Annotated in this window: 24 protein-coding genes; 3 read left to right on the forward strand and 21 right to left on the reverse strand. The window is 71.6% G+C overall.

The features are described from left to right. Positions 1-23: 23 nt before the first annotated feature. The 16 genes from DEI91_RS12165 to DEI91_RS12240 form a co-directional block, all read right to left on the reverse strand. Positions 24-563 (reverse strand): GNAT family N-acetyltransferase, encoded by a 540-nt coding sequence (locus tag DEI91_RS12165; RefSeq protein ID WP_111052545.1) that lies wholly within the window; start codon positions 561-563, stop codon positions 24-26. Beyond that, positions 560-1,102 (reverse strand): GNAT family N-acetyltransferase, encoded by a 543-nt coding sequence (locus tag DEI91_RS12170; protein WP_111052546.1) that lies wholly within the window; start codon positions 1,100-1,102, stop codon positions 560-562. The genes DEI91_RS12165 and DEI91_RS12170 overlap by 4 nt, the downstream gene beginning before the upstream one ends. Before the next feature lie 57 nt (positions 1,103-1,159). Further along, a complete protein-coding gene (locus DEI91_RS12175; protein ID WP_181439589.1) occupies positions 1,160-1,777 on the reverse strand; it encodes a hypothetical protein in 618 nt (205 codons plus the stop codon). Positions 1,778-1,822: 45 nt separating this feature from the next. Continuing rightward, positions 1,823-2,362 carry a hypothetical protein gene (locus DEI91_RS12180; RefSeq protein WP_111052548.1) on the reverse strand — a complete coding sequence of 180 codons (540 nt, stop codon included), beginning with the start codon at positions 2,360-2,362 and terminating at the stop codon, positions 1,823-1,825. 43 nt (positions 2,363-2,405) lie between these two features. Continuing rightward, entirely contained in the window at positions 2,406-2,789 is a 384-nt protein-coding gene (locus tag DEI91_RS12185; protein ID WP_111052549.1) for a hypothetical protein, read from the reverse strand. Beyond that, on the reverse strand, positions 2,786-3,355 hold the full coding sequence (locus DEI91_RS12190) for a TetR/AcrR family transcriptional regulator (protein ID WP_111052550.1): 570 nt from the start codon (positions 3,353-3,355) through the stop codon (positions 2,786-2,788). Before DEI91_RS12190 ends, DEI91_RS12185 begins: the two co-directional genes overlap by 4 nt. After that, positions 3,348-4,208, reverse strand: a complete 861-nt coding sequence (locus tag DEI91_RS12195) for an alpha/beta fold hydrolase (protein WP_111052551.1) — start codon at positions 4,206-4,208, stop codon at positions 3,348-3,350. Before DEI91_RS12195 ends, DEI91_RS12190 begins: the two co-directional genes overlap by 8 nt. A gap of 69 nt (positions 4,209-4,277) precedes the next feature. Then, positions 4,278-4,664 (reverse strand): hypothetical protein, encoded by a 387-nt coding sequence (locus tag DEI91_RS16020; RefSeq protein ID WP_146244286.1) that lies wholly within the window; start codon positions 4,662-4,664, stop codon positions 4,278-4,280. A 323-nt stretch (positions 4,665-4,987) separates the two neighbouring features. Continuing rightward, entirely contained in the window at positions 4,988-5,371 is a 384-nt protein-coding gene (locus DEI91_RS16025; protein ID WP_146244287.1) for a hypothetical protein, read from the reverse strand. 98 nt (positions 5,372-5,469) lie between these two features. Continuing rightward, on the reverse strand, positions 5,470-8,772 hold the full coding sequence (locus DEI91_RS12210; protein WP_111052554.1) for a GH92 family glycosyl hydrolase: 3,303 nt from the start codon (positions 8,770-8,772) through the stop codon (positions 5,470-5,472). 15 nt (positions 8,773-8,787) lie between these two features. Continuing rightward, complete coding sequence (locus DEI91_RS12215; protein WP_111052555.1) at positions 8,788-9,765, reverse strand: endo-beta-N-acetylglucosaminidase H; 978 nt, start codon at positions 9,763-9,765, stop codon at positions 8,788-8,790. A 124-nt stretch (positions 9,766-9,889) separates the two neighbouring features. Continuing rightward, the gene (locus tag DEI91_RS12220) at positions 9,890-12,925 is read right to left on the reverse strand and encodes a glycoside hydrolase family 38 C-terminal domain-containing protein (protein ID WP_111052556.1); all 3,036 of its coding nucleotides are present in this window, start codon (positions 12,923-12,925) and stop codon (positions 9,890-9,892) included. A 91-nt stretch (positions 12,926-13,016) separates the two neighbouring features. Further along, positions 13,017-14,372: a glycosyl hydrolase gene (locus tag DEI91_RS12225; protein ID WP_111052557.1), complete on the reverse strand. Its 1,356-nt coding sequence runs from the start codon at positions 14,370-14,372 to the stop codon at positions 13,017-13,019. Then, positions 14,372-15,349: a carbohydrate ABC transporter permease gene (locus DEI91_RS12230; RefSeq protein WP_220038087.1), complete on the reverse strand. Its 978-nt coding sequence runs from the start codon at positions 15,347-15,349 to the stop codon at positions 14,372-14,374. Before DEI91_RS12230 ends, DEI91_RS12225 begins: the two co-directional genes overlap by 1 nt. Continuing rightward, positions 15,346-16,224, reverse strand: a complete 879-nt coding sequence (locus DEI91_RS12235; protein ID WP_110823792.1) for a carbohydrate ABC transporter permease — start codon at positions 16,222-16,224, stop codon at positions 15,346-15,348. The genes DEI91_RS12230 and DEI91_RS12235 overlap by 4 nt, the downstream gene beginning before the upstream one ends. A gap of 36 nt (positions 16,225-16,260) precedes the next feature. Then, positions 16,261-17,559: a sugar ABC transporter substrate-binding protein gene (locus tag DEI91_RS12240; RefSeq protein ID WP_111052558.1), complete on the reverse strand. Its 1,299-nt coding sequence runs from the start codon at positions 17,557-17,559 to the stop codon at positions 16,261-16,263. Between the two features lie 102 nt (positions 17,560-17,661). Between DEI91_RS12240 and DEI91_RS12245 the strand changes: the two genes are divergently transcribed. Then, positions 17,662-18,705: a LacI family DNA-binding transcriptional regulator gene (locus tag DEI91_RS12245; protein ID WP_111052559.1), complete on the forward strand. Its 1,044-nt coding sequence runs from the start codon at positions 17,662-17,664 to the stop codon at positions 18,703-18,705. A gap of 22 nt (positions 18,706-18,727) precedes the next feature. Here the strand turns inward: DEI91_RS12245 and DEI91_RS12250 are convergent, their stop codons facing one another. Then, entirely contained in the window at positions 18,728-19,087 is a 360-nt protein-coding gene (locus tag DEI91_RS12250) for a hypothetical protein (protein WP_111052560.1), read from the reverse strand. 57 nt (positions 19,088-19,144) lie between these two features. Beyond that, positions 19,145-19,324 carry a hypothetical protein gene (locus DEI91_RS16030; RefSeq protein ID WP_146244288.1) on the reverse strand — a complete coding sequence of 60 codons (180 nt, stop codon included), beginning with the start codon at positions 19,322-19,324 and terminating at the stop codon, positions 19,145-19,147. Between the two features lie 424 nt (positions 19,325-19,748). Between DEI91_RS16030 and DEI91_RS12260 the strand changes: the two genes are divergently transcribed. Beyond that, on the forward strand, positions 19,749-20,105 hold the full coding sequence (locus tag DEI91_RS12260) for a hypothetical protein (protein WP_111052562.1): 357 nt from the start codon (positions 19,749-19,751) through the stop codon (positions 20,103-20,105). A gap of 127 nt (positions 20,106-20,232) precedes the next feature. After that, the gene (locus tag DEI91_RS16315; protein WP_181439590.1) at positions 20,233-20,385 is read left to right on the forward strand and encodes a hypothetical protein; all 153 of its coding nucleotides are present in this window, start codon (positions 20,233-20,235) and stop codon (positions 20,383-20,385) included. Between the two features lie 121 nt (positions 20,386-20,506). Here the strand turns inward: DEI91_RS16315 and DEI91_RS12265 are convergent, their stop codons facing one another. The 3 genes from DEI91_RS12265 to DEI91_RS12275 all read right to left on the reverse strand — a co-directional run. Continuing rightward, complete coding sequence (locus DEI91_RS12265) at positions 20,507-21,358, reverse strand: DMT family transporter (protein ID WP_111052563.1); 852 nt, start codon at positions 21,356-21,358, stop codon at positions 20,507-20,509. Then, a complete protein-coding gene (locus tag DEI91_RS12270; RefSeq protein ID WP_111052564.1) occupies positions 21,355-22,017 on the reverse strand; it encodes a response regulator transcription factor in 663 nt (220 codons plus the stop codon). Before DEI91_RS12270 ends, DEI91_RS12265 begins: the two co-directional genes overlap by 4 nt. A gap of 30 nt (positions 22,018-22,047) precedes the next feature. Further along, positions 22,048-23,354 (reverse strand): sensor histidine kinase (locus tag DEI91_RS12275; RefSeq protein ID WP_111052574.1); only part of this gene is annotated, 1,307 nt, incomplete at its 5' end.

A 23,354-nucleotide genomic window follows, 5' to 3' on the forward strand; every position in this document is an offset into this window, starting at 1 on the left:
GAACCACTTGCCAGTTCGGAAAGTCAACGACCCGACACCGGCGGAGGGTCGTCGCGGAGGCGTTGGAACATCCGGTGGTCCTGCCATCGGCCCGCGATCTCGAGGTACCGCGGCGCCAGGCCGTACTGCAGGAAGCCGTTGCGGGCCAGGACACGCTGCGAGGCGGTGTTGTGGACCAGCGTCTCGGCCTGGACCCGGTGGAGGGCGAGCTCGTCGAACGCGTGGTGGAGTGCCTCGGCGACGGCTCGGCTCGCCAGCCCGCGCCCGGTCCGGTCCGCCGACAGCCAGTACCCCAACGCGCACGACCGGAAGGGTCCGCGCACGATGCCGCTCAACGTCAGCCGGCCGGCGACCCGGCCGTCGTCGTCGAGGATCACGAACGGAGCGGCTTCGCCCCGCTGATGCCGGTCGAGCACGGACGCGATGTCCGAGCGCTGGCCCTCGACGGTCTCGTGACCGTCGGCACGGATCGGGCTCCACGGTGCCAGGAACTCCCGGTTGCGGACGAGCAGGTCGGCGAGCGCCGTGCTGTCCTCGGGCGTGACGAGTCGGATCGGGCTCAACGGGCAACGCCTTCCGGCCGACCGGCCTGCTCGAGTGCCCGGACCATCTCCAGCGTCGACCCGTCCGTGAAGCCCACCGGTCGGCTCCGGCCGGTCTCGACGAACCCGTGGCGGGCGTAGAAGCGTCGCGCCGGCACCCCCTGCTCGTACACGTACAACCGGAGGTGGTCCGCGTGGCGACTCGCCCAGTCCACGATGCCCCCGAGGAGGGCATCAGCGACACCGTGCGTCCGTCCGCGGAACGTCGGCGAGACGAAGACCCCGGTCAGGACCGGACCAGGACCGTCCTCGTCCCCGATCTGGGCGCTCATCATCCCGACCCACCGTCCGGACCGGTCGTCGACCGCAGCGAGGCTGGTCGTGTCGACGCCCTGGCCGCGGCGAGCGCGGAGGCGCCAGTCGTCCTCCGTCATGGCGAGGGTCGTCTCGAGGGTCGCTCCGTACGAGATCGGGTTGTCGGTCGCGTTCTCGATCCTGAGTTCGTGGACGAGCGGCCAGTCGTCCTCGACGGTCCGGCGGATCGAGAACACTGTGCTCATGCCGTCACGGTACCGGTGCCACGGCGACCCCGAGTCGTCCGGAGAGCCCGTTCCGCATCAGCCGGCGACGTCGAGCGGGATGTCCGGTTCGCGGGGCGGGATGCCCAACTCCCGCGCAGCCTCGAGGTACGCCCGGTACACCGCCGCGTACCGCTCCCGAGCATCGTCGGCCTGCTTCTGCATGTGCGGACGCTCGACGTACGTCTCGTACCCGATCGTCCGACGTCGGTCCGCCTCGGTCGCCACGGCGACGCTCCACCGCCACACATCAGCAGCGCTCGCGGCTGCTGGCGCTGCGGCGAGCACCTCGGCCGGCACGGGCACGACGGGGACGGCCGCGCTCGGCCGGTCACCCGAAGTGAGCACCGACGCAGCCCCGTAACAGACCCAGATCCCGATCACGGCCCCACCTCCACCGAACACCGTGCCGCGCAGGAACGAGCCCGACACCAGGAGCCCGACCCCGAAGCCCGCTGCCGCCACCGTTCCCACAGTCAGGAGTGCGAGCAGCGTCCATCCCCATGCCGCCCGTCGCTGTCGCCGACGGACGGCCACGGGGTCGTACTGGTCACGCCATCGCCGGAGGGTGGTGACCCCTGGGCCGTCGCGGTCCACGTAGACGTCACCGTCGGGCGCGACGAAGACGGCGGAGTCGGGCGAGCGCGGCTCGATCACGACCTCGGAGCCATCCCGCACGGCACGAGTGGGGCGCGCATCACGTCAGGGCCGCGGTCCAGTCGGAGCGGTCGTGTAGGCGGCCCACTCCTTCGGGCAGTGCTCCGCGAGCCACGTGTCGAGGTCGCTGGAACCCGGGTACCCCAGGATGGCCCAGAACAGCCGCTTCTTCCCCCGCTGGTCGAGTGCCACGAGGGTCCGCAGCGTGACGCTGTTCCGGGACTGGACCTCGAGCCGCAGCCGTCCGATGTCGGCCGGCTGCACGAGCCGTGGCTTGCGGAAGCCGAAGCGGACTTCGAGGTGGTCGTCGAAGCCACGGACGCCGGATCGACGGATCGCGGCGGCGGCGAGGACACACAGCAACCCGAAGCCGCAGAAGAAGAAGACGGAGAGCCCTGCCATCGTCAGTGCATCCGGTTCCCCGGACAGTCCTTCCTCCAGCGCCGCCACGACGCCCATGAGGACGACGGCCCAGCCGAACACAGCCACCGCGGCCCACTGCCAGGTCGGACGACTCGTGGTGAACAGCGGCTCCGTCGTCGCGGCCGCGGGCTTCCCACCCCAGGTGTCGATCGTGTCGCTCATGATCCCCCTCCGCGAGAAGGCTACCGGGGACGGGGCACGACGGTCAGGACGCAGCGGGACGCGGTGTCCGTCGCCAGGTGAGCAGGGACCGCCATCGCGGGTTCTCGGTGCCCACGACGGTCACGCACAGGGCGGTGACGACGACGGCCAGCGAGGAGGGCCAGATCGCCCATGCGGCGATGACCGCGCCGACGAGGTGCGCCAGGACCGACACGATCGTGACGACGCCGTGCGACGCGATCGGTGCATCGCCTCCCGGCCGGTCACCGGGCGTCGAGAACACGGCGGGCGGGACGAGCAGCAGGAGCACGGCCCCGATCGCGAGCGGGATCGAGTGCGGCCAGAGTGCCCACGGTACGACCACCCAGGCGACGAGTTCCGCGCCGGCGCGAAGGCCGCCGCGGACGGGGTCGTGTCCGACGCTCATCGTGGGCCGGCGCGCAGGCCGCGATCGAGGAAGTCGATCAACCAGGCGAAGCTTTCGTCGACGTCGGTCCCCATCTGGAATCCGCCCGACACCTCGAGCGTCGCGAAGCCGTGCAGCACGCTCCGGAGCATCCGGAGCGCGTGGACCTCGTCCGCCGGGTCGAGCCCGTAGTCGCGGAGGACCGCGGAGAACGACGACAGCGTCCGGTCGAGCGCGAGGGTGAGCGGGTCGTCGGCGTCCGCGGGACGGGCGCCGGTCGTGGCCGCGTAGCGACCGGGGTGCTCACGCACGTACCGGCGGACCGCACCGGCGGCGGCGGCCAGGGCGTCCCTCCCGGCCCGCCCCTGCGTCGCGTCCCGCAGCGCTTCGCTGAGTTCCGCGACCGCGACGACCGCGATCCGTCGGGTGAGGTCGGTGAGACCGTCGACGTGCTTGTAGAGCGACGGCGCCTTGACGCCGAGCCGTTCTGCGACGGTGCTCATGCTCACCTGCGCGAGCCCGTTCTCGTCGGCGAGCGCGGCGGCGGCCTCGGTGACGACCGTCGCGTCGAGTCCGGCCCTAGGCACGATCGTCCCCGATCGGCATCGCGGCGAGGGTGCGGCGGAGGAACGGGAGCAGGAGCGCCAGGACCTCGGCCGGGGTCTCGGTGTGCGGGTAGTGCCCGGCTCCCTCGATCACGGCGAGCTCGCCGAGTCCGGTCGGCAGGTCGGCGAGGACCCGACGACCCTCCGCCACGGGGTCGGCCCAGTCCGGGTCGGCGCTGCCCTCGACGACGAGGACCGGGCACCGGAGGTCGGCGAGCCGCGCGCCGGCGTCGGCGGGCGAGGTCTTCGTCATGGCGCGGAGGACAGCCATGCGCTCGGGCTGTCGGAGAGCGTCCTCGATGCGACGACGCTCCGCCGTCCAGTCCTTGGGCTTGGTGGGCACGGCGATGTCGAGGTAGGCGAGCCAGCCGGTCAGGCTCCCCGTCGTCATCACCTTGGCGAGCTGGACGGTCCCGGACCGGTGCTGGTTCCGGTTGCGGAGGAAGCCGCCGAGGTCGAACGACTGCGCGCGGGTGAAGGGGGCGAGCTCGACGATGCCGGCGATGACGTCGGGTGCGTCCGCGGCCGCGATGGTCGCGGCACCGCCGCTGATCGACTGCCCGACGATGACGGCGGGGCCACCGAGGTGCCGCACGACGGCCACGAGGTCCGCGGCGATGTCGCCGCGCTCGTAACCGGACCAACCGGTGCTCGAGTCCCCGCAGCCGCGGATGTCGACGTTCGCGACCCGGTGGCCGGCGGCGACGAGCTCCGGGACGAGGAACCGGTACGAGTGGCGGCTGTCACCCATGCCGTGGGCGAGGACGACGAGCGGACCGGTGCCGCTGACGTCGACGGCGATGGTGCCGCCGTCGAGTTCGATGTGTTCGAGCATGAGCGCCTCCTGGCTACGAGTGTTAGCTACAAGCTAATACCCGTAGCCGGAAGTGTCAACGAGTTGCTCTCAGTGAGGAAGGTCGCTCCCCCCGACGTCGACGCGCCGGATGAGTGGTCGGACCTCGACGAGCGCCGGATCGACGTCCCGCAGCACGGCCGCCACCTCCGGAGTGACGACACTGACCATGACCGTCAGACGGAGCTGGTGATCGGATGTGTGTTCCTCCTCGAACGACAGGAGCAGTTCGTCCGGCAACGCGAGGATGGCCCTGCGGGCGGAGGAGACCGCAGGGCTCGACCACCGGGAGGGCGTGAAGCGGATGACCCCCGAGAACACCGCTGCCAGACGGAGCCGGACCTGCCGTTCGGCACTCCCGGTGACCCACAGGACTCCCGAGCCGCTGTCCACCCACCATGAGACGACGACGCCACCCTGTACCAGGTCCAGCAGCACCGGAGTGAGGTCCGCCTGGGGACCGCTCGGCGGCTCCGCCGATGCCGTCGCCCGGGCAGGCGGAGCCTCAGAGGCAGGGAGGGGAGCCAGCACAGCGTCCACGACCGTTCCGTCCCGCCACCGACCCGCAATGCGGACCGCGGTCTGGTCAGCGAGCGTCTGACCGACCTTCGGACGGAGGCGGACGGACATCGGGACCGATCCGTCGGGCCGAGCGGAGGCAGCGTCGACGGACAGACCGAGGAACCAGGCATCCCCAACAGCAGAAAGCACACCAAAGGCTTCGACGTGGTCGCCGGAGTGCACTACCTGTCCGTCGATGATCATCCACACCGTGACGCCGTTGCTCCGAAGCCGTCTCGGTCGCGACGCGCCCCACCTTCTGCTGCGGCGCGGACGCCGTTCGTGGCCACCTCGACGAGCCAGTAGTACCTGACCGGGCACTGGTTGTAGGTGTACCTGCTGCAGCGCCAGTGCCGGATGTCCGGACGCTTCGCCTTGAGGTAGGTCATGCGACGGCTGCAGTTGGCGGCTGATGTGATGCGGGACCCGTCGTACGGCGACCACACGAGGACCTTCGCAGCAGGGGGCGTGTCCGTCAGCGGGCCATTGATCGTGGCACCCGGCACAGGCGCCGCGCCGAACGTCGCCATCATCACGATCGCCGCCGCGATGATGGTCGTTGCCTTCCTGATTCCCGACCGCATGGTTCTCCTTCCTCGCCGGAGCCGGCACGTTGCCGACGGCGGGAATCTACGGCCGGTACCGCCCCGGTAGGAATCGCACGCTCTTGGTCGATGCCCGGTCAGGGCGCACTCCCGTCGGCGGCGACGAGCTGCAGCTGCGTCAGGGTGACGGGCGTCACGGCCTCGAACGAGAGCGTCCCCGCCCTGACCCCGCCGGCGAACGGGAAGACCCGCGTCTGGCCGGCCCACACGAACTCCTCGTCCTGCGCGTCCAACTGATGGACCACGCGATCGTCGGCGTCCCGCAGGGTGATCCGCCACGACGACCGTCCGGCCTCGGCCGCCGTCACCGTGACGAGCGAGGTCGCCGCGACCGTGACCGGCACCACGACGGACTCCCCCACGCCGAGCGCCACCCGGGTCAGCCCGGTGTCGTCGGTCAGCGGCGACGCATCCACGGGCAGGACGTCGTCCGGGGTGTCCCGGTACCCGTGCTGCTCGGACGCCGAGGCCGGGCGCGTGTCCGCAGCCCACCCGACCGGCGTCTCCGACAGTGCGACGACGATCCGCGACGCCCCGACCACGACCGCATGCGGGATGCTGATCGACCCCCACGGCTCGTCGTCGACCGTGACGGCGCCGATGAACCGGCCGGTACCGGTGGTCTCGATGACGGTGGGCGAACCACTCCCCGGCGGACGCAGCACCGTCCGCCGGACCGCCGGCGGCACGAGCACGTAGGTGCCGGTCGACGGTGCCAGCGGGTAGAGGCCGACCGTCGCGAAGACGTACCAGGCGCTCATCTCGCCGTTGTCCTCGTCGCCGGGGTACCCCTGGCCGAGGTCGGAGCCGACGAACAGCCGGTCGAGGCACTCCCGGACGATGCGGTGCGCGTCGTCGTGTCGGCCGGCGAACATGGGGAAGAACGGGATGTGGTGCGCGGGCTGGTTCGACAGTCCGAGCATGCCCATCCGGATGTCGCGGGCCTCGGTCATCTCGTGGATCGCGAACCCGTACGACCCGGAGCGGTCGGTGGCACCGGTCTCGCGGCGCTCGGAGAAGCGGGCGAAGGCCTCGTCGAACGCGGCCGGTCCACCGTGCAGGTCGACGACCCCGGCACCGTCGTGCGGCGCGGTGAACATCGTGCCCCAGGCGTTCGTCTCGGTGTAGTCGCTCCCCCACACGTCGGGGTCGAAGTCCCCGCGCCAGCCGCCGTCGGGCGTCCGGCCGATGAAGAACCCGCGCTCCCGGTCGAAGACGTTCCGGTACTGCAGGGACCGACGGGCGAACCACTCGTGCTCGGCCCGGTACCGCGCCTCGGCGGCCGCCTCGCCGTCGGCCGCGGCGCGCGCCGCCAGGGTCCGCGCCAGGACGGCGACACCCCAGTCGTTGATGGCCGCGTCGAGCGTCCACGACATCCCCTCGCCGGTCGCCGTGTCGACGTACCCGCGGAACAGGCCCGGGAGGCTCCCCTTCCGTCCCACCCGCCGGTCCCGCGCCGGGACGGTCGCGTTCCGCAGCGCCGACCGGTAGGCATGCTCGACGTCGAACCCGTCGACGCCCTTCGCGACGAGGTCGGCGAAGACCGTGTCGCTCGTGGTGCCGGTCATGACGTCCTCGGCGCCGGGGGCACTCCAGCGCGGGGTCCAGCCGCCGTCGGCGAAGTGTCCGACGACGCCCTCGGCGAGGTCGGCCGCCGTGTCCGGGGTGAGGAGCGCGAGGAGTGGCCAGGCCGTGCGGTAGGTGTCCCAGAACCCGTTCGTGGTGGTGAGCGGGCCGTCGACGACCTCGGGGCCGGGCTCGTCGCGGATCGGCTCGGACAGGACGTCGCCGTACGGGGAACGGTGGCGTGGTGTCCCGTCCAAGGCGGTCTCCCCCGCGCGCGTCGGGTAGAGGAACGCCCGGTACAGCCCGGAGTACACCGAGACGAGCTGGTCCTCGGTGGCACCCTCGACCTGGAGCACGTCGAGTTCGGCGACCCACCGGTCCTCGGCGTGCTCGCGCATCGCGGTGAAGTCGCCCGCTGCACGCAGGTTCGCGACGGCGTCCTCGGCGGAGACGGTGGAGATACCGAGCAGCACGTCGGTGTCCCCGGTGACCTCGACCCAGCCGCGGAGCTCCCCGTCGACGACCGTGGTGTGCTCCGCGACCGCGTTCGCGATCCGGAGGTGGACGTGGTGCGGCGGGGTCTCGGGGCGGTCGTCGAGCAGGGCGTCGACGACCACCGCGCCGTCCTCGAGCCGGACCGAACACGAGCGGAGCACTCCGTGGTGGTCGAGCACGACGCTCCGGGTGCCGGTGAAGCGCCACGCCAGGGCGAACTCACCCGCGGTCATCTCGGCGGTGACGCCCTCGTCGAGGGCGACCCGGTAGCGGTGCGGGCCGTCGAGCTCGTCGACGTGGTCGAACCCGAGCGCGCGGGCGGTCCGGTCGACGTCGGGCGCGGCGAGCGGGGAGGGCATGACCTGGAACACCCCGCGGTCGGCCATCCACGGCGAGGGCAGGTGGCTCGTCGCGAACGCCTGGATCGCGGGCCGGTTGTCGCTCGGCCGGTTGTGCTCCTGGTAGGCGTACGGCCACCGGTTGTCGGACGCGTTCGTCATCGGCAGCCCGAACACGCCCCCGTGCGGGAGTCCGACGAGCGGGGCGTTGTTCCCGCGCGAGAACGTACCCGACGAGTGCGTACCGCGGGTCGTGCGGACGTGGTCGAGTGGGCGACCGCCGGGAGGCACGGCACCGGTCCTGAGACCGGCCGGCTCGATCCGCACGTCGTCCAGCCAGCCGCGTACGGCGCGGGTCGGCGTGTCCGCCCTCCCGTGGCCGGCCGGCGGGTCGGCGTCCGGCGCGGTGTCAGAGGCGACCGGAACCGACTCGCCGAGGGCCGCGGCGGGCGCGTCCGCCCTCGGGCTGAGCCCGTCGTCGGCGGTGAACCGATCTGCCCGGCCGAGCCGGGCCTCCAGGCGGTCCACCACTCTGCCGGCGTGCGTCGACAGGTCGACCGCGCGCCGGTTCCACTGGTCGACCCACTGCTTGCGCGCGTCGTCCTGCGCGGCCGGAGTGACGGCGTCCCCGTACTGGTCGCGAGCGCCGCCGTCGCTGAGTCGGGTGCCGTCGGTGAAGACGATGTCGAGTGCGAAAGCCGTGGCGGCCCAGAACCCGTCGAGGTCGTCGACGGCCGGTTCGGTCTGCCCCTCGGGGAGGGACCGCTCCGGGAACCAGACCCAGGTCAGGACGTCGGTGGGACCGACCTCCCGCCCGGCGGACCCGGGGAGGACCTGCACGGTGCCCCTCGGGTCGGTCTGTTCGATCAGGGTGGCCTCCTGCGAGACGAACCCGACCCCGTTCCGGGCCGCGACCGCGGTCACGGGACCGGTGCTCGTCGGGCTGTCAGTGGTCGGGCCACCACGGCGCACGTCACTCATGGATGGATCGTCCTCCTACTGGTAGACGGCCGACTGGCCGTAGAGCACCTTCGTGAACTGCGACACGTACGGGCTGACGTCGCCGTCCGGCAGGTTGTACGTCATGAAGACGCCGTACCCGTCGGCCTTGGTGCGCTGTGCGAGCGTGACGGCCAGGTCCACCGGGGTGTTCTGGATGTCGACCGCCGCGGCCGAGAGCTTCGACTTCGGCACGCCGGGGATGCTCGGCGCCGTGTAGGTGCCGTAGTAGGGGTTCCAGGCGTAGTCGAGCTTCTTGCCGATCGACGGCTTCTCGTGCTGCAGGGACGTCGACGACGGGCCGATGTCGTAGAACGAGATGATCTTGCCCGGCATGTCCGCCCGGAGCGCCGAGATGAGCCACCCGATCGACTGGTCGTTCGGCTGCGGCGTGCCGTCCACGCCGTAGTCCGAGTACTCGTCGTCGAGGTCGACGCCGTCGAGCCCGTACTTCTCCACCGTCGCCGACACCTGCGCCGCGAAGTCCCGCGCGTCCGCCTTCGACGTGAAGTTGGCCAGGCCCGTGCCCTTGTGGTTGCCGAGCACGGAGAGCGTCACCTTGATGCCCTTGGCCTGGAGCGGCCGGATCTGCGTGGCCGCCTGGTCGAGCGTGCGCTGCACGTTCTCGTTGGCGTACAGGACCGCGTCGCCGTCCGCGTCGCGGTTGATGTTCGCGGCGAAGATGATCGCCACGTCGAAGGCGTTCGCGCCGTTCTCGAGCGTGTAGCGGCCGACGTTCCGGAGTTCGTCGTTGTTCACCTCGACGTACGCGATGCTCGTCGGTCCGGACTTCGTCGGGGCGGCGTGCCCCGGCCGCCCGTGGCCGTGCCCGTTGCCGTGTCCGTGTCCGTGTCCGTGGCCCTGCGATGCCGCTGCCGGCCCGCCCGGTGCTGCCGACGCGGCTGCGGGCACCATCGGTGCGGCCACCATGGCGGCGAGCGCCGCCACGATCCCGATCTTCATGGTCTTCTGCATGACACTCCTCTTCGAGTGGTGTCCGCGGCGACGAGGTGCCGCCGCGGGCCCACGACCGATCGGCCGTGGGACCCGCCGCCGGGACACCCGAAGTCCCGGCGGCGGGGGTCTGAGTGCACCGCCGTCAGCGCTCCTCGCTCGTTCGCGGGAAGCGGAAGGTGCGGACCTCGAAGGCGTCGACCGGGAAGGCCGCCACCCCGTCGGTGACCGCAGTGACGCCGGGCAGCGCCGGGTCCGACTCCTCGAGCAGCGTGACCTCGGACGGCTCGCCGAACGGTCCGTCGACCGCCAGGCCCCCGGTCCCGCGTCGGCCCGCCGGCTCGTACACGCGGACGACGAGGTCGCCGGAGCGGTCGTCGGCGAGCTTCACGGCCGACACGACCACGTCGCCGGACGCCTGCACGAGCGATCCGAACCCGTGGGCACCGGTGACCGTCCGTGCCGCGGTGTTCATCACGGTGCCGGCGGCGGTGGCCCCGACGACGTCCGTCCCGATCACCAGGCCGTACCGGTGCGTCTGCACGCCCTGGTCCGTCTCGGGGTCGGGGAACCGCGGTGCGCGGAGCAGCGAGAGCCGGACCGTCGTCGTGACGTGCCCGTCGACCGCGTCGCGCGTGACGTCGAACCCGTGGATCGAGTCGTTGACGAGCGCCACGCCGAACCCGGGCTCCTCGACGAGCACGTACCGGTGCATGGACGTCTCGAACTTCGCGGCCTCCCACGAGGTGTTCGTGTGCGTCACCCGCTTCTGCGCGCCGAACTGCGTCTCCGCGATGGTGTGCTCGGCGCGGACGTCGAGCGGGAACGCGACCTTGAGGAACTTCTCGGTCTCGTGCCAGTCCGTCACCTGGGCGAACTCGAGCGTGCGGGCGCCGGGCGCGAGGGTGACCTCCTGCGTCACGGTCGACTCGCTGAACGACCGGGACACCGTCACGCGGGCGGTGCCGTCCTCGTCGACCGCCCCGCGCAGGACGGTCACGTCGACCAGGTCGTCGACGCGGTTCCGGTAGTACCGGTCGACGTCCCACGCATCCCACATGTTCGGGAAGTCCTGGTGCAGTTGGAGCAGGTTCGCGACCTGGCCCGGGGCGATGGCATCACGGCCGGTGGCCAGGTCGACGGCGCTCGGAACGAGCCCGCGGCCGTCGACGACGACCCGGACGAGGTCGTTCGTGAGCACGAAGCCGCCGTCGGCCTCCTCGAGGCGGACCGGGGTGGTCGCCTCGACGTCGGTGGTGAGGATCGCGCTCTGCGCGAGGGCGCCGCCCTGGAGGCTCGGGGCCGGGTTCACGACGACCGTCGCGTCCCCGTCACCGGCGAGCGCCGACAGGGCGGCGGCGATGAGGGCCTCCAGGCGGGCCGCGATCTCCGCGTACCGCTCGACGGCCTCGCGGTGCACCCACGCGATCGACGTGCCCGGCAGGATGTCGTGGAACTGCTGCAGGAGCACCTGCTGCCAGAGCGCGTCGAGCTCGTCGTAGGGGTAGGCGAAGTCGGTGCGGGCGGCGGCCGTGGCGCACCACAGCTCGGCCTCGACGAGCAGGTGCTCGCTGCGGCGGTTGCCCTGCTTCGTCTGGTGCTGGCTCGTCAGCGTCGCGCGGTGCAGCTCCAGGTACAGCTCGCCGACCCACACGGGCGGGTTCGCCAACTCGCTCTTGGCCCGGTCGAAGAACGCGTCGGGGTGCTCCCACGTGACGCGGGCGCTGCCCTCGAGGTCGGCCAGACGTGCCGCCGTGCCGGTCATCTCGCGGGTGGTGCCGCCGCCGCCGTCGCCCCAGCCGACCGGCGCGATCGACCCGGTCGCGAGCCGGTTCTCCCGGAACTGGCGGGAGGCCTTCGCGACCTCGGACCCGGACAGCCGCGAGTTGTAGGTGTCCATCGACGGGAAGTGCGAGAAGACCCGCGACCCGTCGATGCCCTCCCAGAGGAACGTGTGGTGCGGGAACTTGTTCACCTGGTTCCACGAGATCTTCTGCGTGAAGAACCACTCGAAGCCCGCGCGGCGCATGAGCTGCGGGAGCGCCGGCGAGTACCCGAAGCTGTCCGGCAGCCAGACGCCCTTCGGCCGGATGCCGAACTCGCGCTCGAAGAACCGCTGGCCCTGCGAGAACTGCCGGACGATGCTCTCGCCGGTCGGCATCACGGTGTCGGACTCGACCCACATGCCGCCGAGGGGCAGGAACCGGCCGGCGGCGACGGCGTCCTTGACCTTCGCGTAGACCTCGGGGCGGTGCTCCTTGATCCACGCGTACTGCTGGGCGCTGGACATGCCGTAGAGGAAGTCGTCGGTCTGGCCGATGAGCTCGGTCATGCTCGACGTGGTGCGGGCGACCTTCCGGATCGTCTCGCGCACCGGCCAGAGCCAGGCGGAGTCGATGTGGGCGTGGCCGACGGCGGATATCCGGTGCGCGGAGGCCTCGGCGGGCGCGGCGAGCACCTCGGCGAGCGCCGCCCGGGCGTCGGGGGCGGTCTCCGGGATGTGCTGCAGGTCGAGCGCGTCGAGGGCGTCGTCGAGCGCCTGCAGGATCCGCATCCGGCGGGGGCCCTGCGGCAGCTCCTCCTGCAGTTCGAGCAGGACGTCGATGTCGAGCGCGAGCTCGTGCACCTCGGACGCGAACACCGCGAGGTCCATCCGTCGGCTCGTGTAGAGCCGCTTCGGGGAGGACGTGCGGATGTCGCCCTCCTGCGTGACGAGGAAGGGGTGGTAGTCGAGCAGCACCGGGTTCGACGCTGCCTCGACGAAGAACTCGACGGTCTCGCCGCCGACGGCTGCCTCCGCGATGAGCACCCACTGGTTGCGCGGGTTGATCGACTTCACCGGGGTGCCGTCCGCCAGGTACACGAGCCCCTCGCACTGGAACCCGGGCATGTTCTTGTCGAAGCCGAGGTCGACGACAGCCTCCACCCGCTGGCCGGCCCACGCCGTCGGGACCGTCCCGGACAGGCGGAACCACGTCGTGCCCCAGGCAGCGCCCCACGGCGTCCCGACCTCGTACGGCTCGAACGTCAGCGCGAGCCCCTCGGTGGGGGCGATCGGCTCGCCGGGCAGCTCGTGCCAGGCGGTGTCGAGCGGGACGGCGGTGGCGTGCACCGCGGGCAGGATGCGCTCGTCGAGGACGCGGCGTGCGCGGCCGATGGTGAGCGGGATGTCGTCGTGCATGGGTCCTCCGGGACGGCGGTGTCCGTCCGGGTCGTCGGGGCGTGGGGCGTGGTGCGGGTCGTGCTGGTCGTTCGGAGGTGCTGATCGGGGGTCAGGGCATCGTCGCGGGGTGTGCGACGGAGACGGTGGCGGACGCCGTGTCGTTCGGGACGTCGACGCAGGCGGTGATCCCGCGCGCGGCGAGGAGCGCGGGATCACCGAGGCGGGAGCGCAGCACGACCTGGGGGCCGCGGCCGTCCTGCTCGGCGATCGCGAGCCAGGCCGCGGCGAAGCGACCGCCCGGCGCCGAGTCCGCCCGGGTCCCGCCGAGCGGCGTCCCGTCCGGGGCCACGTCGTCGAGCACGAGCGCCGTCGACGGCGGGGTCGGGGCCTGGTACCGGCCGTCGCCGAACGCCAGGGCCAGCTCGCGGAACCGCTCCCCCGTCGGCTTCACCCGACCGTCGTTGGTGAGCAGGCCGAGGTCGTACTCGAGCTCGGGGAAGTCGGCGAGCGACCGGGACACGTCGTGCGAGCACCACCACGTGATGCCGAACAGGCCCTGCACGTCGAGGGCGTGCCGGATGGTCTGCTCGGTGAACGTCGGGGCGTCGGCCACGTCCACCACGTTGGTCGGTGCGCCGACCTCCTGCAACCAGTTCGGCCGGTCCGCCCGGGTGTTCCAGGCGGCCGCGAGCTGGAGCAGGTACTCGCCGTGCCGGACCGACCCGGGCCCGAGCGCACCGTGCAGCCGCGCCGAGCCGTTGAAGACCCACGAGTGCGTGATGGTCGCGTCCCCGTGCTCGGCCGCGTGCTCCGGGCCGAACGGTTGCGCGTCGTCGTACCAGGCCGCGTCGTACTGGGCGAGGGTCACGAGGGGTGCCGGACGCCGGCCGACGGCGGGGGCGGGCTGCGTGTGGGGGCCCGGCCGCGCCTCCGTGCCGGCGAGCCCCTCGCGCGCCGCCGCGACCATCGCCGCAGTCCAGGCGTGCCCCTGCTCGGGCGTCGTCGGGAAGGGCGACGGGTGCGGGGCGTGCGCGAACTGGTTGACCTCGTTGCCCACCGTGACGCCGAGCAGGTTCGGGCGGTCCCCGACGGCGGCGGCGAGCGCCCGGACGTAGTCCGCGGTCGAGGTGACGACGTCCGGGTCGGTGAACATGTTCCGGCGGTGCCACGAGTCGAGCCACGACGGCAGGAAGTCGAAGCTCGACAGGTGTCCCTGGAGTGCGTCGACCGTGACGTCGAGCCCGAACGACCCGGCGATGTCCACGACGGTGGCGACGTCGTCGAGCGCCCGCTGCCGGATGAGCGTCCGGTTCGGCTGCACGACCGGCCAGAGCGGGAACACCCGGACGTGGTCGGCGCCGAGGCCGGCGATCGCCTCGAGGTCCCGCGCCGTGTCCGACGGCGAGAAGTCGAGCCAGGAGTGGAACCAGCCGTTCGACGGCGTGTGGTTGACACCGAAGCGCATCAGCCCTTCACCCCGCCCTCTTCCACGCCCTTGAAGAAGAAGCGCTGCAGCACGGCGAAGATCACGGCGATCGGGATGAACGCGATCATCGTGCCGGCCGCGATCATCCGCTGGTCGGTCGCGAACGTGCCCTGCAGGTACTGCAGGCCCACCGTCAGGGTGAGTTTGTCCGGCGACTGCAGCACGATGAGCGGCCAGAGGAAGTCGTCCCATGCGCCGATGAACGAGAAGATCGCGATCACGGCGATCGTCCCCTGCACCGCGGGCAGGGAGATGTAGCGGAGGCGCTGCATCGCGTTCGCACCGTCCATGACGGCCGCCTGGTCGATCTCCTCGGGCACCTGCCGGAAGGCGTTGTACATGAGCAGCACGTTGAGCGCGGCGATCATGCCGGGCAGGGCGACACCGACCAGGGAGTCGGCGAGCCCGAGGTCCTTGATCGTGACGAACTGGGAGATGATCGTCGCCTCGCCCGGCAGCACGAGGGTGGCGAGGAACAGGCCGAGGACGACCTTGCGACCCTTCCACTGCAGTCGGGCGATCGCGAAGCCCGCGAGTGTGGCGAACACGATGTTCCCGATCACGTCGATCGCGGCGACGATGAGCGAGTTCCCGATGTACCCGAACACCGGGATGGCGTCGCCCACGCGGAGGTAGTTGCCGAACGTCGGCTGCGCCGGGATGAACGACGGGTTCGCGGTGTAGATGTCCTCGCCCGTGCCCTTCAGCGAGGTCGAGAGCTGCCACAGGAACGGGCCGATCGTGATGAAGAGGACCACGACGAGCAGGACGTAGCGGAGCACCTTCTCGCGGGTCGACATGACGCCCCACACGGCGCGACGGCGCTTGCGTCCGCCGGGCGGGGACTGCCTGGAGGCGCGGCTCCCGGCGGTCGCGCCGGCCACGTCCGGTGCCGGTGCGGCCACGCCGGCGTTGCCGCCGATGACCGGTTCGCTGGTGCTGGTCGTGTTCGTCACTTGTCCGCCTTGCTGTTCATCCGCGCGAGGGCGAGCATCGGGATCAGCGTCACGGCGAAGAGCAGGAGGCTCAGGGCGGATGCGTAGCCGAGGTTGCCGGTGAAGCCGCGGGCGTACTGCTGGATGAGCATGACGAGGGAGTTGTCCTGGCCGCCGGGGCCACCCGTCCCGTTCGTCAGGATGTAGAGCTCGCTGAAGACCCGGAGGGCGCTGACGCACACCAGGATGCCGACGAGCGTCATGGTGCCCCGCACACCGGGCATCGTGACCGACCAGAACCGGCGCACCGCCCCGGCGCCGTCGAGTGCGGCCGCCTCGTGCAGGTCCTTGCCGACGTTCCCGAGGGCCGCCAGGAAGATGATCATGTAGTAGCCGAGGCCCTTCCACACGGTCAGGCTGATCGCGCTGAACAGCAGCAGCCACCGGTCGGACAGGAACGGGATCGCGCCCTGCACGACGCCGAGCGACTGCGCCATCTCGTTGACGACACCGCGGTCGTCGAGGATCCAGTTCCAGATGAGCCCGACGACGACCGCGCTCGCGATCACCGGCGTGTAGTACGCGGTCCGGAAGAACGCGATGCCGGGCATCTTGTGCTGCACGAGCACGGCCATCAGGAGCGGGAGGACCGTCAGCAGCGGCAGGCACACCACCATGTAGATGACGCTGTTGAGCAGCGCCTCCCACACCTGCGGGTCGGCGAGCAGGGTCCGGAAGTTCGCCGTCCCCACCCAGGCGCTGACCCCGCCGAGCGGGCTGGCGTTCGTGAACGACAGCCGCACGGTGTTGATCGACGGCCAGAGACTGAACGCGAGCAGCCAGACCAGTGCGGGCAGCACCAGCAGCCAGGGCGTGAACCAGCGGTTCGCACGCATGACGATCCTCCCTCTTCCTTCGGGTACCGGGCTGGATCAGCCGTTGGCGAGCAGGGTGTTCATCTTGGTCTGGGCGGTCTGCAGCGCCTTCTCGGGCGTCGTGCCGCCCTTCATCGCCAGCGCGATCTGCTGGTCGAGGAAGTCCGTCATCGCCGAGTTCGCCTCGACCGGGTTGAGGTTCTTCGCGGTCTTCAGGGCGTCGTTCGCGAGGACGCGGGCCTTCGCCTGCACGGTGCCGTCGTCCTCCGAGAAGAACGGGTCGGACTGCGAGGACTTCGTCGACGGGAAGATGTTCACGAGGTGGGCGAACTCCTCCTGGTTCTCGGCGTTCGTCATGAACGCGGCGAGCGCTTCGGCGGTGGCGAGGTGCTTGCTCTTCGCCGAGACGCTGAGGCCCTGCACGTACAGCGGCGGGTTGTCCAGGGCCGGCGACACGATGATGTTGCCCTTGAGCGACGGGTTGTTCTTCTCGAAGTCGCTGATCGCGGTCGCACCACCGGTGGTCCAGGCGACCTTGCCCTGCGTGAACAGGGTGGAGTTGCCGAGGTAGTCGGTGTTGAGGACCGACGACGGCATGAGCCCGTCCTGGTAGGCCTTCGCGTACTTGCTGATCAGGTCCGCGGCCTTCGAGGAGTCCGCGAACGTGAACTTCGTGCCGTCCGCGTTGAGGATCTTCACGCCGGCCAGCGAGAAGTCGGACAGGCCGGGCTTGCGGCTCATCAGGTAGTCGTCCGGGCACTGCTCGTGCATGGTCGCGGCCTGGTCGAAGAGCTCGTCGGTGGTCGCCGGCGGGTTCTCCGGGTCGAGGCCGCACTCCTCGAACATCGTCTTGTTCCAGTAGTCGATGTCGGTGTTGAGGTACCAGGGGTAGCCGAACGTCCCGTCGACGCCCTTGTACCGGTACGCCGCGAGTGCGCCCTCGACGTAGGTCTTCCCGAGCGTGGAGTCGTCCTTCGCGACGTCCTGCAGGAACCCGCGCTTCGCGAGGGGCAGCGCGATGTCCGGCGGCAGGTTGACGACGTCGGGCAGGGAGTTCGACGACGCCTGGCTGAGCACCTTCTCGGCGTAGCCGTCGCCGGGCTGGTCGACGAGCTCGACCTCCGCGTCCGGGTACTTCTTCTCGAACGCCTTCACGACGCCGTTGAGGTAGTCCGTGTACGTCGGCGTGAGGGCCCAGGTCTGCAGGGTGATCGACCCGCTGACCTCTCCGTCGCCACCTCCACCGGTGGCCGCCCCGCTGCCGCTCGAGCACCCGGTGAGGACGAGCGCTGCGGCGGCAGCACCGGCGAGGATCGCGGCCACTCGGCCCGACGTCTTGCGTGGGGTGGTTCTCATCGTTGCTGACTCCTTCGTCGAGCTACTGAACCGGTTCAGTCGTCTGCGCTGAACCGCTGCGTGACGGCGACGATGCCCGACTAAAGCGCTATAGTCAACCCCGTGGCCACAGGACGCCGGACGACGATCGCCGACATCGCAGCGCGCGCCGGCGTGTCGATCAGCGCCGTCTCGTTCGCCCTCAACGGGCGCCCCGGCGTGTCGGAGGCGACCCGCGAACGTGTGCGACAGGCGGCGCGCGAACTCGACTGGCAACCGCACACCGCGGCGCGTGCCCTCGGCGGTGCGAAGGCCGGGTCGATCGGTTTCGTGCTGAACCGTCCGGCACGCACACTCGGGACCGAGTCGTTCTTCGGCGACCTCATCTCGGGGATCCAGCTCGGCCTCACCGGTACGCACATCGGCATGACCCTGCTCGTCGCCCGCGATGCCGACGAGGAGCTCGCGACCTACCGCGACTGGTGGCGCGGGCACCGGGTCGACGGTGTCATCGTGATCGACCCGCGGCGGGACGACGACCGCCTCCGCCTGCTCGCCCAGCTCGGCATGCCGTCGGTCGTCGTGGGATCACACCCCAGCCCCGCCGGGTCGGCCCCGAGCGTCTGGATCGACGACTCGGACGCGACCGACACCGTCCTCCGGTACCTCCGCGCACTCGGGCACCGCCGCATCGCGCACGTGTCCGGGCCGCCCGAGTTCGAGCACACCGCGCTGCGGATCGAGCGTGTCCGGGCGTTCGGGGGCACGTTCCCCGACGCCACCGAGGACGACCGCACGGAGTCCATCCCCACCGACTACTCCGCCGAGGCCGGGTCCGCAGCCGCCCGACGCCTGCTGTCCGGCGCCCGACGCCCCACCGCGATCGTGTTCGACAACGACGTGCTCGCCGTCGCGGGACTCGGCGTCGCGAGCGAGATGGGCGTCCGCGTGCCGCAGGACGTCTCCATCGTGTCGTTCGACGACTCCGCGATGATCCGGCTCGTCCGCCCCGCGATCACCTCGCTGACGCGCGACACCGTCGAACTCGGGCAGCGGGCGGCGGTCCTGCTCCGCGAGCAGATCGAGGCCGACGCTCCCCTGCCGTCACGGCCGGGGCCGGAGTTGACGCTGAGCGTGCGCGAGTCCACGGCCCGCGTCGCCGACTGACGACGCCGACTGACGACGCGGACTACGACCGCTCGTCGACGAGGGCGACGAACCGGCTGCCGATGCCCTCGACCTCGCGCCGGGTGAAGCCCGCCGGGGCTTCCGGCGCCTGGTACGGCGCGTGGTAGTCGCACATCAGGTGGTCCCAGTCGGGCCACCACTTCTTCGGCCGGGCCGCTTCCGCGTACCCGCAGACGACGCACTCGAGGTGCACCCACACCTTCTTGCCCGTGCGGTTCGCCCGCGACTGCACCAGCCACGCGGGCGGGTCCTGCTCGATCGCGGTGAGTTCGGCTTCGCTGAGGCGGGACGGGATCCCGTGGTGGGTCGCCATCTCCAGGGGGATGTCGAGCCGGATGGCGGCGTCACGTCGGGAGAGCATCCGTTCAGGGTAGGTGCTGTGCCGGAGCGTCGTCCGCCGCTCGGAGTCACATGCCGGTCAGTCGACGACCCCGGACGGCTCGAACCGGAGACCGAGCGCCGTCGCGAGCTGTCGCCCGGAGGCCTCGGCTTCCGCTCGCGTGTCGACACGGACCAGCGGGGTCCGGCCGACCGACAACAACCACTGCGCCCCGGTGAACCGGGCACTGATCGCGTTCTCGCCCACGGCTACGCCCACTCACCGATCGTCGGGAGACCCCACTTGTCCGCTCCTGGCGCCCACGACCCGCCGAGGTCCTGACTGAGCGCCGCTGAGGTGAGTGAGGGAGCGACGCAGTGGCGGTGGAGGCGGACGGAGCGCTGCCGGAGGTGCTGCGATCGGGTCGACGTTCCGGTGCGGAGTCGGGGGGCGGCTGTGACGTGCTGCATGGTTGCCTTCCTGAGGCGGTGTCCGCGTCGGACCGGAGTCAGATCCGGGAGTGCGCGACGCGGCTGGCAGGGGCTGGGCCAGTCATGCCAGGGTACGAGCGGGACCGGCCCGCGTCATGGGGGTGGACGAGGAGCAGCCAGCGTGCTAATGGTCGTCCGCCGTCCCCGCCCCGGACACGCCGGGCCATGCCTCGGACTTGACGCGGGATTCGAACGCACGTTCGAATACGGGAGTGGGACGGCGTCGCGAGAACCGGTGGCAGCCCCCGGAACACCCGGAGGTCGAACGCCCGCGCGCCTTCTCCCTGTCCGAGGAGGCCCGCGGCGGGGACGTGTGCCACGCCGTCACCCCGATGCCGGTCTGGGCGTGGGTGCAGTTCCCGACGTTCCACGTCCGGGTGAAGGCGTTCGCCCGGAGCTGGACGCGGGACGCGGTGCTCGTCGAGTGGGCGCAGTTCGGGCAGCAGGCCGACGCCTGGATCTGGCGGTCGGCGGTCAAGCACCGCACCCTGCGCGCTGCCGATCCACGGACCGGGCACGCGCCGACGAACGGGGCGCGCTCCGATCCGCGGCCGGTCCGACAGCGCTGAGTGGAGTCCGCATGGCGCACTGCGTTGACTTCGCGGACGAGCACGAGGATCGTTTCCGACACACCGGTTCGAGAAGATGCTCGAGATTCGAGACATCCGCCCGGACCGGAGATCGGAAGGAGGCACCGTGAAGAAGACCGAGGTGCCGTCCTGGGTCGCCCACCTGCTCACCCCTCCCGAGGTCATCGCGGCCTACGTCGACCGGCGGGTCAACGACCCGGCACTCCTGTCGGACGTGCAGGCGGAACCCACGTACGCGGACTTCCTCCGCGGCGAGTAGACGGATCGTCCGGCGCGACCGACGACGGTCGCACGGCGGACGTGTGGCGGGCCTCCTGGCCGGCCGGGAGGCCCGCCGCGCGTCCCAGCACCGCCGAGCGCGCGTCGTGCCCCACCGGGGGTCAGCGCGGCGCCGCTCCGCGGCGAGCGGTCAGCGTCACGCCGGCACTCGCCGCCGTGACGCACGCGAGGGCGACGACCTCGACGGGTGACAGGGCCTCGCGGAGGACGACGAGCCCGGCGAGCGCGGCGAGCGCCGGGCCGAGACTCTGCAGCACGCCGAAGACCCGGGTGGGCATGCGTCGGAGGGCCGCCATCTCGAGGGAGTAGGGCAGCACGCTCGACAGGACCGCCACGGCGCCGAAGACGAGCAGGAGCACCGGGTCCGCGACGACGCCCTCGGCCGCAGGACGGAGCCCGAACGGCAGCGCCACGACCATCGCGACGAGCATCGAGACGCTCAGGCCGTCGATGCCCGGGATGGCCGCACCGACGTGCCGGTTCATGACGATGTACGCCGCCCAGCACCCGGCTGCGAGCACCGCCGCGGCGACTCCCCCGAGGTCACCGACCACGGACGGCCCGACGCCGAGGAGCACCACCCCGACCAGCGCCAGGACGGCCCAGAACGCGTCCCGCCACCGCCGGGTGTGCACGAGGGAGAGCGCCAGCGGGCCGAGGAACTCGATGGTCACGGCGACGCCGATCGGGATCGTCGCGAACGCGAGGTAGATGAAGACGTTCATGCCGCCGAGGGCGAGGCCGAGCACGACGGCTCCGCGCCACTGCAGCCGGGTCCAGTGCCGCACGCGCGGGCGGACGAGCAGCGCCAGGACGAGCGCACCGATGACCAGGCGGAGCATGACCGCGCCGAGCGAGCCGACCTCCTCGAAGCGGGTCTTCGCGACCGCGGCCCCGATCTGGACCGACACCATCGCGGCGAGCGCCAGCAGCGGTGCCGGGACGCGGGTCATCCGAGGTACGCCAGGACGGCCAGGACGCGGCGGTGGTCCTCACCCGTGTCCTCGAGCGCGAGCTTCGCGAAGATGCTCGAGACGTGCTTCTCGACCGCGCCGGTCCCGATCACCAGGGCGCGGGCGATGGCGGCGTTCGTGCGACCCTCGGCCATCAGCCCGAGGACCTCGCGCTCGCGGGGGGTCAGGGCCGCGAGGGGGTCGCGGCGACGGCTCATGAGCTGTGTGACGACCTCGGGGTCGAGCACCGTCCCGCCGGAGGCCACGCGGCGGACGGCGTCGTCGATCTCGTCGAGCCGGGTGACGCGGTCCTTCAGCAGGTAGCCGATGCCCGAGCTGCCCGCGGCGAGGACGTCCTCGGCGTAGGTGGCCTCGACGTACTGCGAGAGCAGCAGGATCCCGGTCCGGGGTGCGATCCGACGGGCCTGGACGGCGGCGCGGACGCCCTCGTCGGTGAACGTCGGTGGCATCCGGACGTCCATGACGACGACGTCTGGCGCGAGTGCGGGGAGCGCCGCCAGGAACGAGGCCGGGTCGCCGAACTGCCCGACGACGTCGATGCCGGCTTCGTCGAGCACACGGGCCAGCCCCTCGCGCAGCAGCACGGCGTCGTCGACGACGACGGCCCGGATGCGCGCTGCATCCGGGCCGTCGGTCATGCGGTCAGCCTAGTGGCGACCGGACGCCGGTCACGCGCGGTGCGTGGGGACGCCGTTCAGTGCGCCGAGCGGGATCCGCGCCGTCGCCTCGGTCGGGCCGCCGGCGGGGCTGTTCACCGTCAGCTCGCCGTCGAGGGCGCGCATCCGGCCCATCAGCCCCTGGATGCCGTGCCCCTCGCGCGGGCTGGCGCCGCCGCGGCCGTCGTCGGTGACGCTGACTGTGAGGAACCAGGTACCGGACGCGTCGACGAGCAGCCCGAGGTAGACCCCCGCGGCGGAGGCGCCGGCGTGCTTCGCCGTGTTCGTCAGGAGCTCACTCACGGTGAAGTACACGTTCCGCTGGATCTCGGACGCGAGCTCGAGCCCGTCCGGCAGACGGACGTCGAGCCCGACGGGGATCGGCGACCGCGCGCACAGTGCTTCGAGGGCCGCGACGAGCCCGCGGTCGAGCAGGATCGGCGGCGCGAACCCGCGGGACAGCGCCCGGAGTTCGTCGAGCGCGTCCTGCGCGTGCCCCGAGGCCTCGGCGATGAGCCGCTTCGCGCGCTCCGGGTCCTTCTCGAACGACCGCTCGGCCGAGGCCAGGTCCATGCGGAGTCGGACAAGTCGCTGCTGCGGGCCGTCGTGCAGGTCGCGCTCGATCTGGCGGAGCGCCTGCCCCTCCGCGGTGACGGCACCGGCGCGGGACGCCTGGAGGCCCGCAACGCGCTGCTCGAGGACCTCGGCCCGGAACCCGCCGAGCAGGCCGTGGTCGATCCAGTAGTGGGCGAGCACGGAGCCGCGCAGCCACAGCGGGAACAGCAGGACGCTCGCGGCCATCGAGAGCAGCGCCAGGGTGCCGAGGCCGGCGATCGACCCGATCCCGTTCGGGTCGACCAGGTACGTCCCGGCCACGACGTAGGCGAGGACCGCGACGACCGGCCAGAGGAACCCGACCGCCAGGAGCAGCCCGGCACCGACCGTCACCACCGCGGCCATCGGGTAGACGACGACCGCGTGCAGCAGGTACAGCCAGTAGTGCGGGTTCGCGACCGCCGACCCGGTGCGCGTCCACCAGTTCTGCTGCCAGCGGGGCGTCCAGTCCACCGGCCGGATCGGTCGCGGGTCCGCCCAGCTCATCCGGAGCTTCTCGAACTGCCCGAGCCACCGCGCGACGAACAGCGCGACGAAGAACAGCAGCAGCGTGAACGGGTTGAGCACGTCCCGCGAGCCGAACCCGCCGATGCCCAGGACGGCGGGGAACGCGAAGTAGAGCGTGCAGAGGAGCACCGCCGTGAGTGCCATGTAGCCGAAGTCCCGGGGCGACCGACGGGGACACCACACCCGGCCGGGACACC

Source organism: Curtobacterium sp. MCBD17_032 (assembly GCF_003234855.1).
In the GTDB taxonomy this organism is placed as follows: Bacteria; Actinomycetota; Actinomycetes; order Actinomycetales; family Microbacteriaceae; genus Curtobacterium.

Excerpts from the sequence above, each read along its gene's own strand:
- DEI91_RS12170 (WP_111052546.1), bottom strand. The coding sequence starts at position 1,102 with ATGAGCACAGTGTTCTCGATCCGCCGGACCGTCGAGGACGACTGGCCG.
- DEI91_RS12180 (WP_111052548.1), bottom strand. The coding sequence starts at position 2,362 with ATGAGCGACACGATCGACACCTGGGGTGGGAAGCCCGCGGCCGCGACG.
- DEI91_RS12185 (WP_111052549.1), bottom strand. The coding sequence starts at position 2,789 with ATGAGCGTCGGACACGACCCCGTCCGCGGCGGCCTTCGCGCCGGCGCG.
- DEI91_RS12195 (WP_111052551.1), bottom strand. The coding sequence starts at position 4,208 with ATGCTCGAACACATCGAACTCGACGGCGGCACCATCGCCGTCGACGTC.
- DEI91_RS16025 (WP_146244287.1), bottom strand. The coding sequence starts at position 5,371 with ATGCGGTCGGGAATCAGGAAGGCAACGACCATCATCGCGGCGGCGATC.
- DEI91_RS12210 (WP_111052554.1), bottom strand. The coding sequence starts at position 8,772 with ATGAGTGACGTGCGCCGTGGTGGCCCGACCACTGACAGCCCGACGAGC.
- DEI91_RS12215 (WP_111052555.1), bottom strand. The coding sequence starts at position 9,765 with ATGCAGAAGACCATGAAGATCGGGATCGTGGCGGCGCTCGCCGCCATG.
- DEI91_RS12220 (WP_111052556.1), bottom strand. The coding sequence starts at position 12,925 with ATGCACGACGACATCCCGCTCACCATCGGCCGCGCACGCCGCGTCCTC.
- DEI91_RS12225 (WP_111052557.1), bottom strand. The coding sequence starts at position 14,372 with ATGCGCTTCGGTGTCAACCACACGCCGTCGAACGGCTGGTTCCACTCC.
- DEI91_RS12235 (WP_110823792.1), bottom strand. The coding sequence starts at position 16,224 with ATGCGTGCGAACCGCTGGTTCACGCCCTGGCTGCTGGTGCTGCCCGCA.
- DEI91_RS12240 (WP_111052558.1), bottom strand. The coding sequence starts at position 17,559 with ATGAGAACCACCCCACGCAAGACGTCGGGCCGAGTGGCCGCGATCCTC.
- DEI91_RS12250 (WP_111052560.1), bottom strand. The coding sequence starts at position 19,087 with ATGCTCTCCCGACGTGACGCCGCCATCCGGCTCGACATCCCCCTGGAG.
- DEI91_RS12265 (WP_111052563.1), bottom strand. The coding sequence starts at position 21,358 with ATGACCCGCGTCCCGGCACCGCTGCTGGCGCTCGCCGCGATGGTGTCG.
- DEI91_RS12270 (WP_111052564.1), bottom strand. The coding sequence starts at position 22,017 with ATGACCGACGGCCCGGATGCAGCGCGCATCCGGGCCGTCGTCGTCGAC.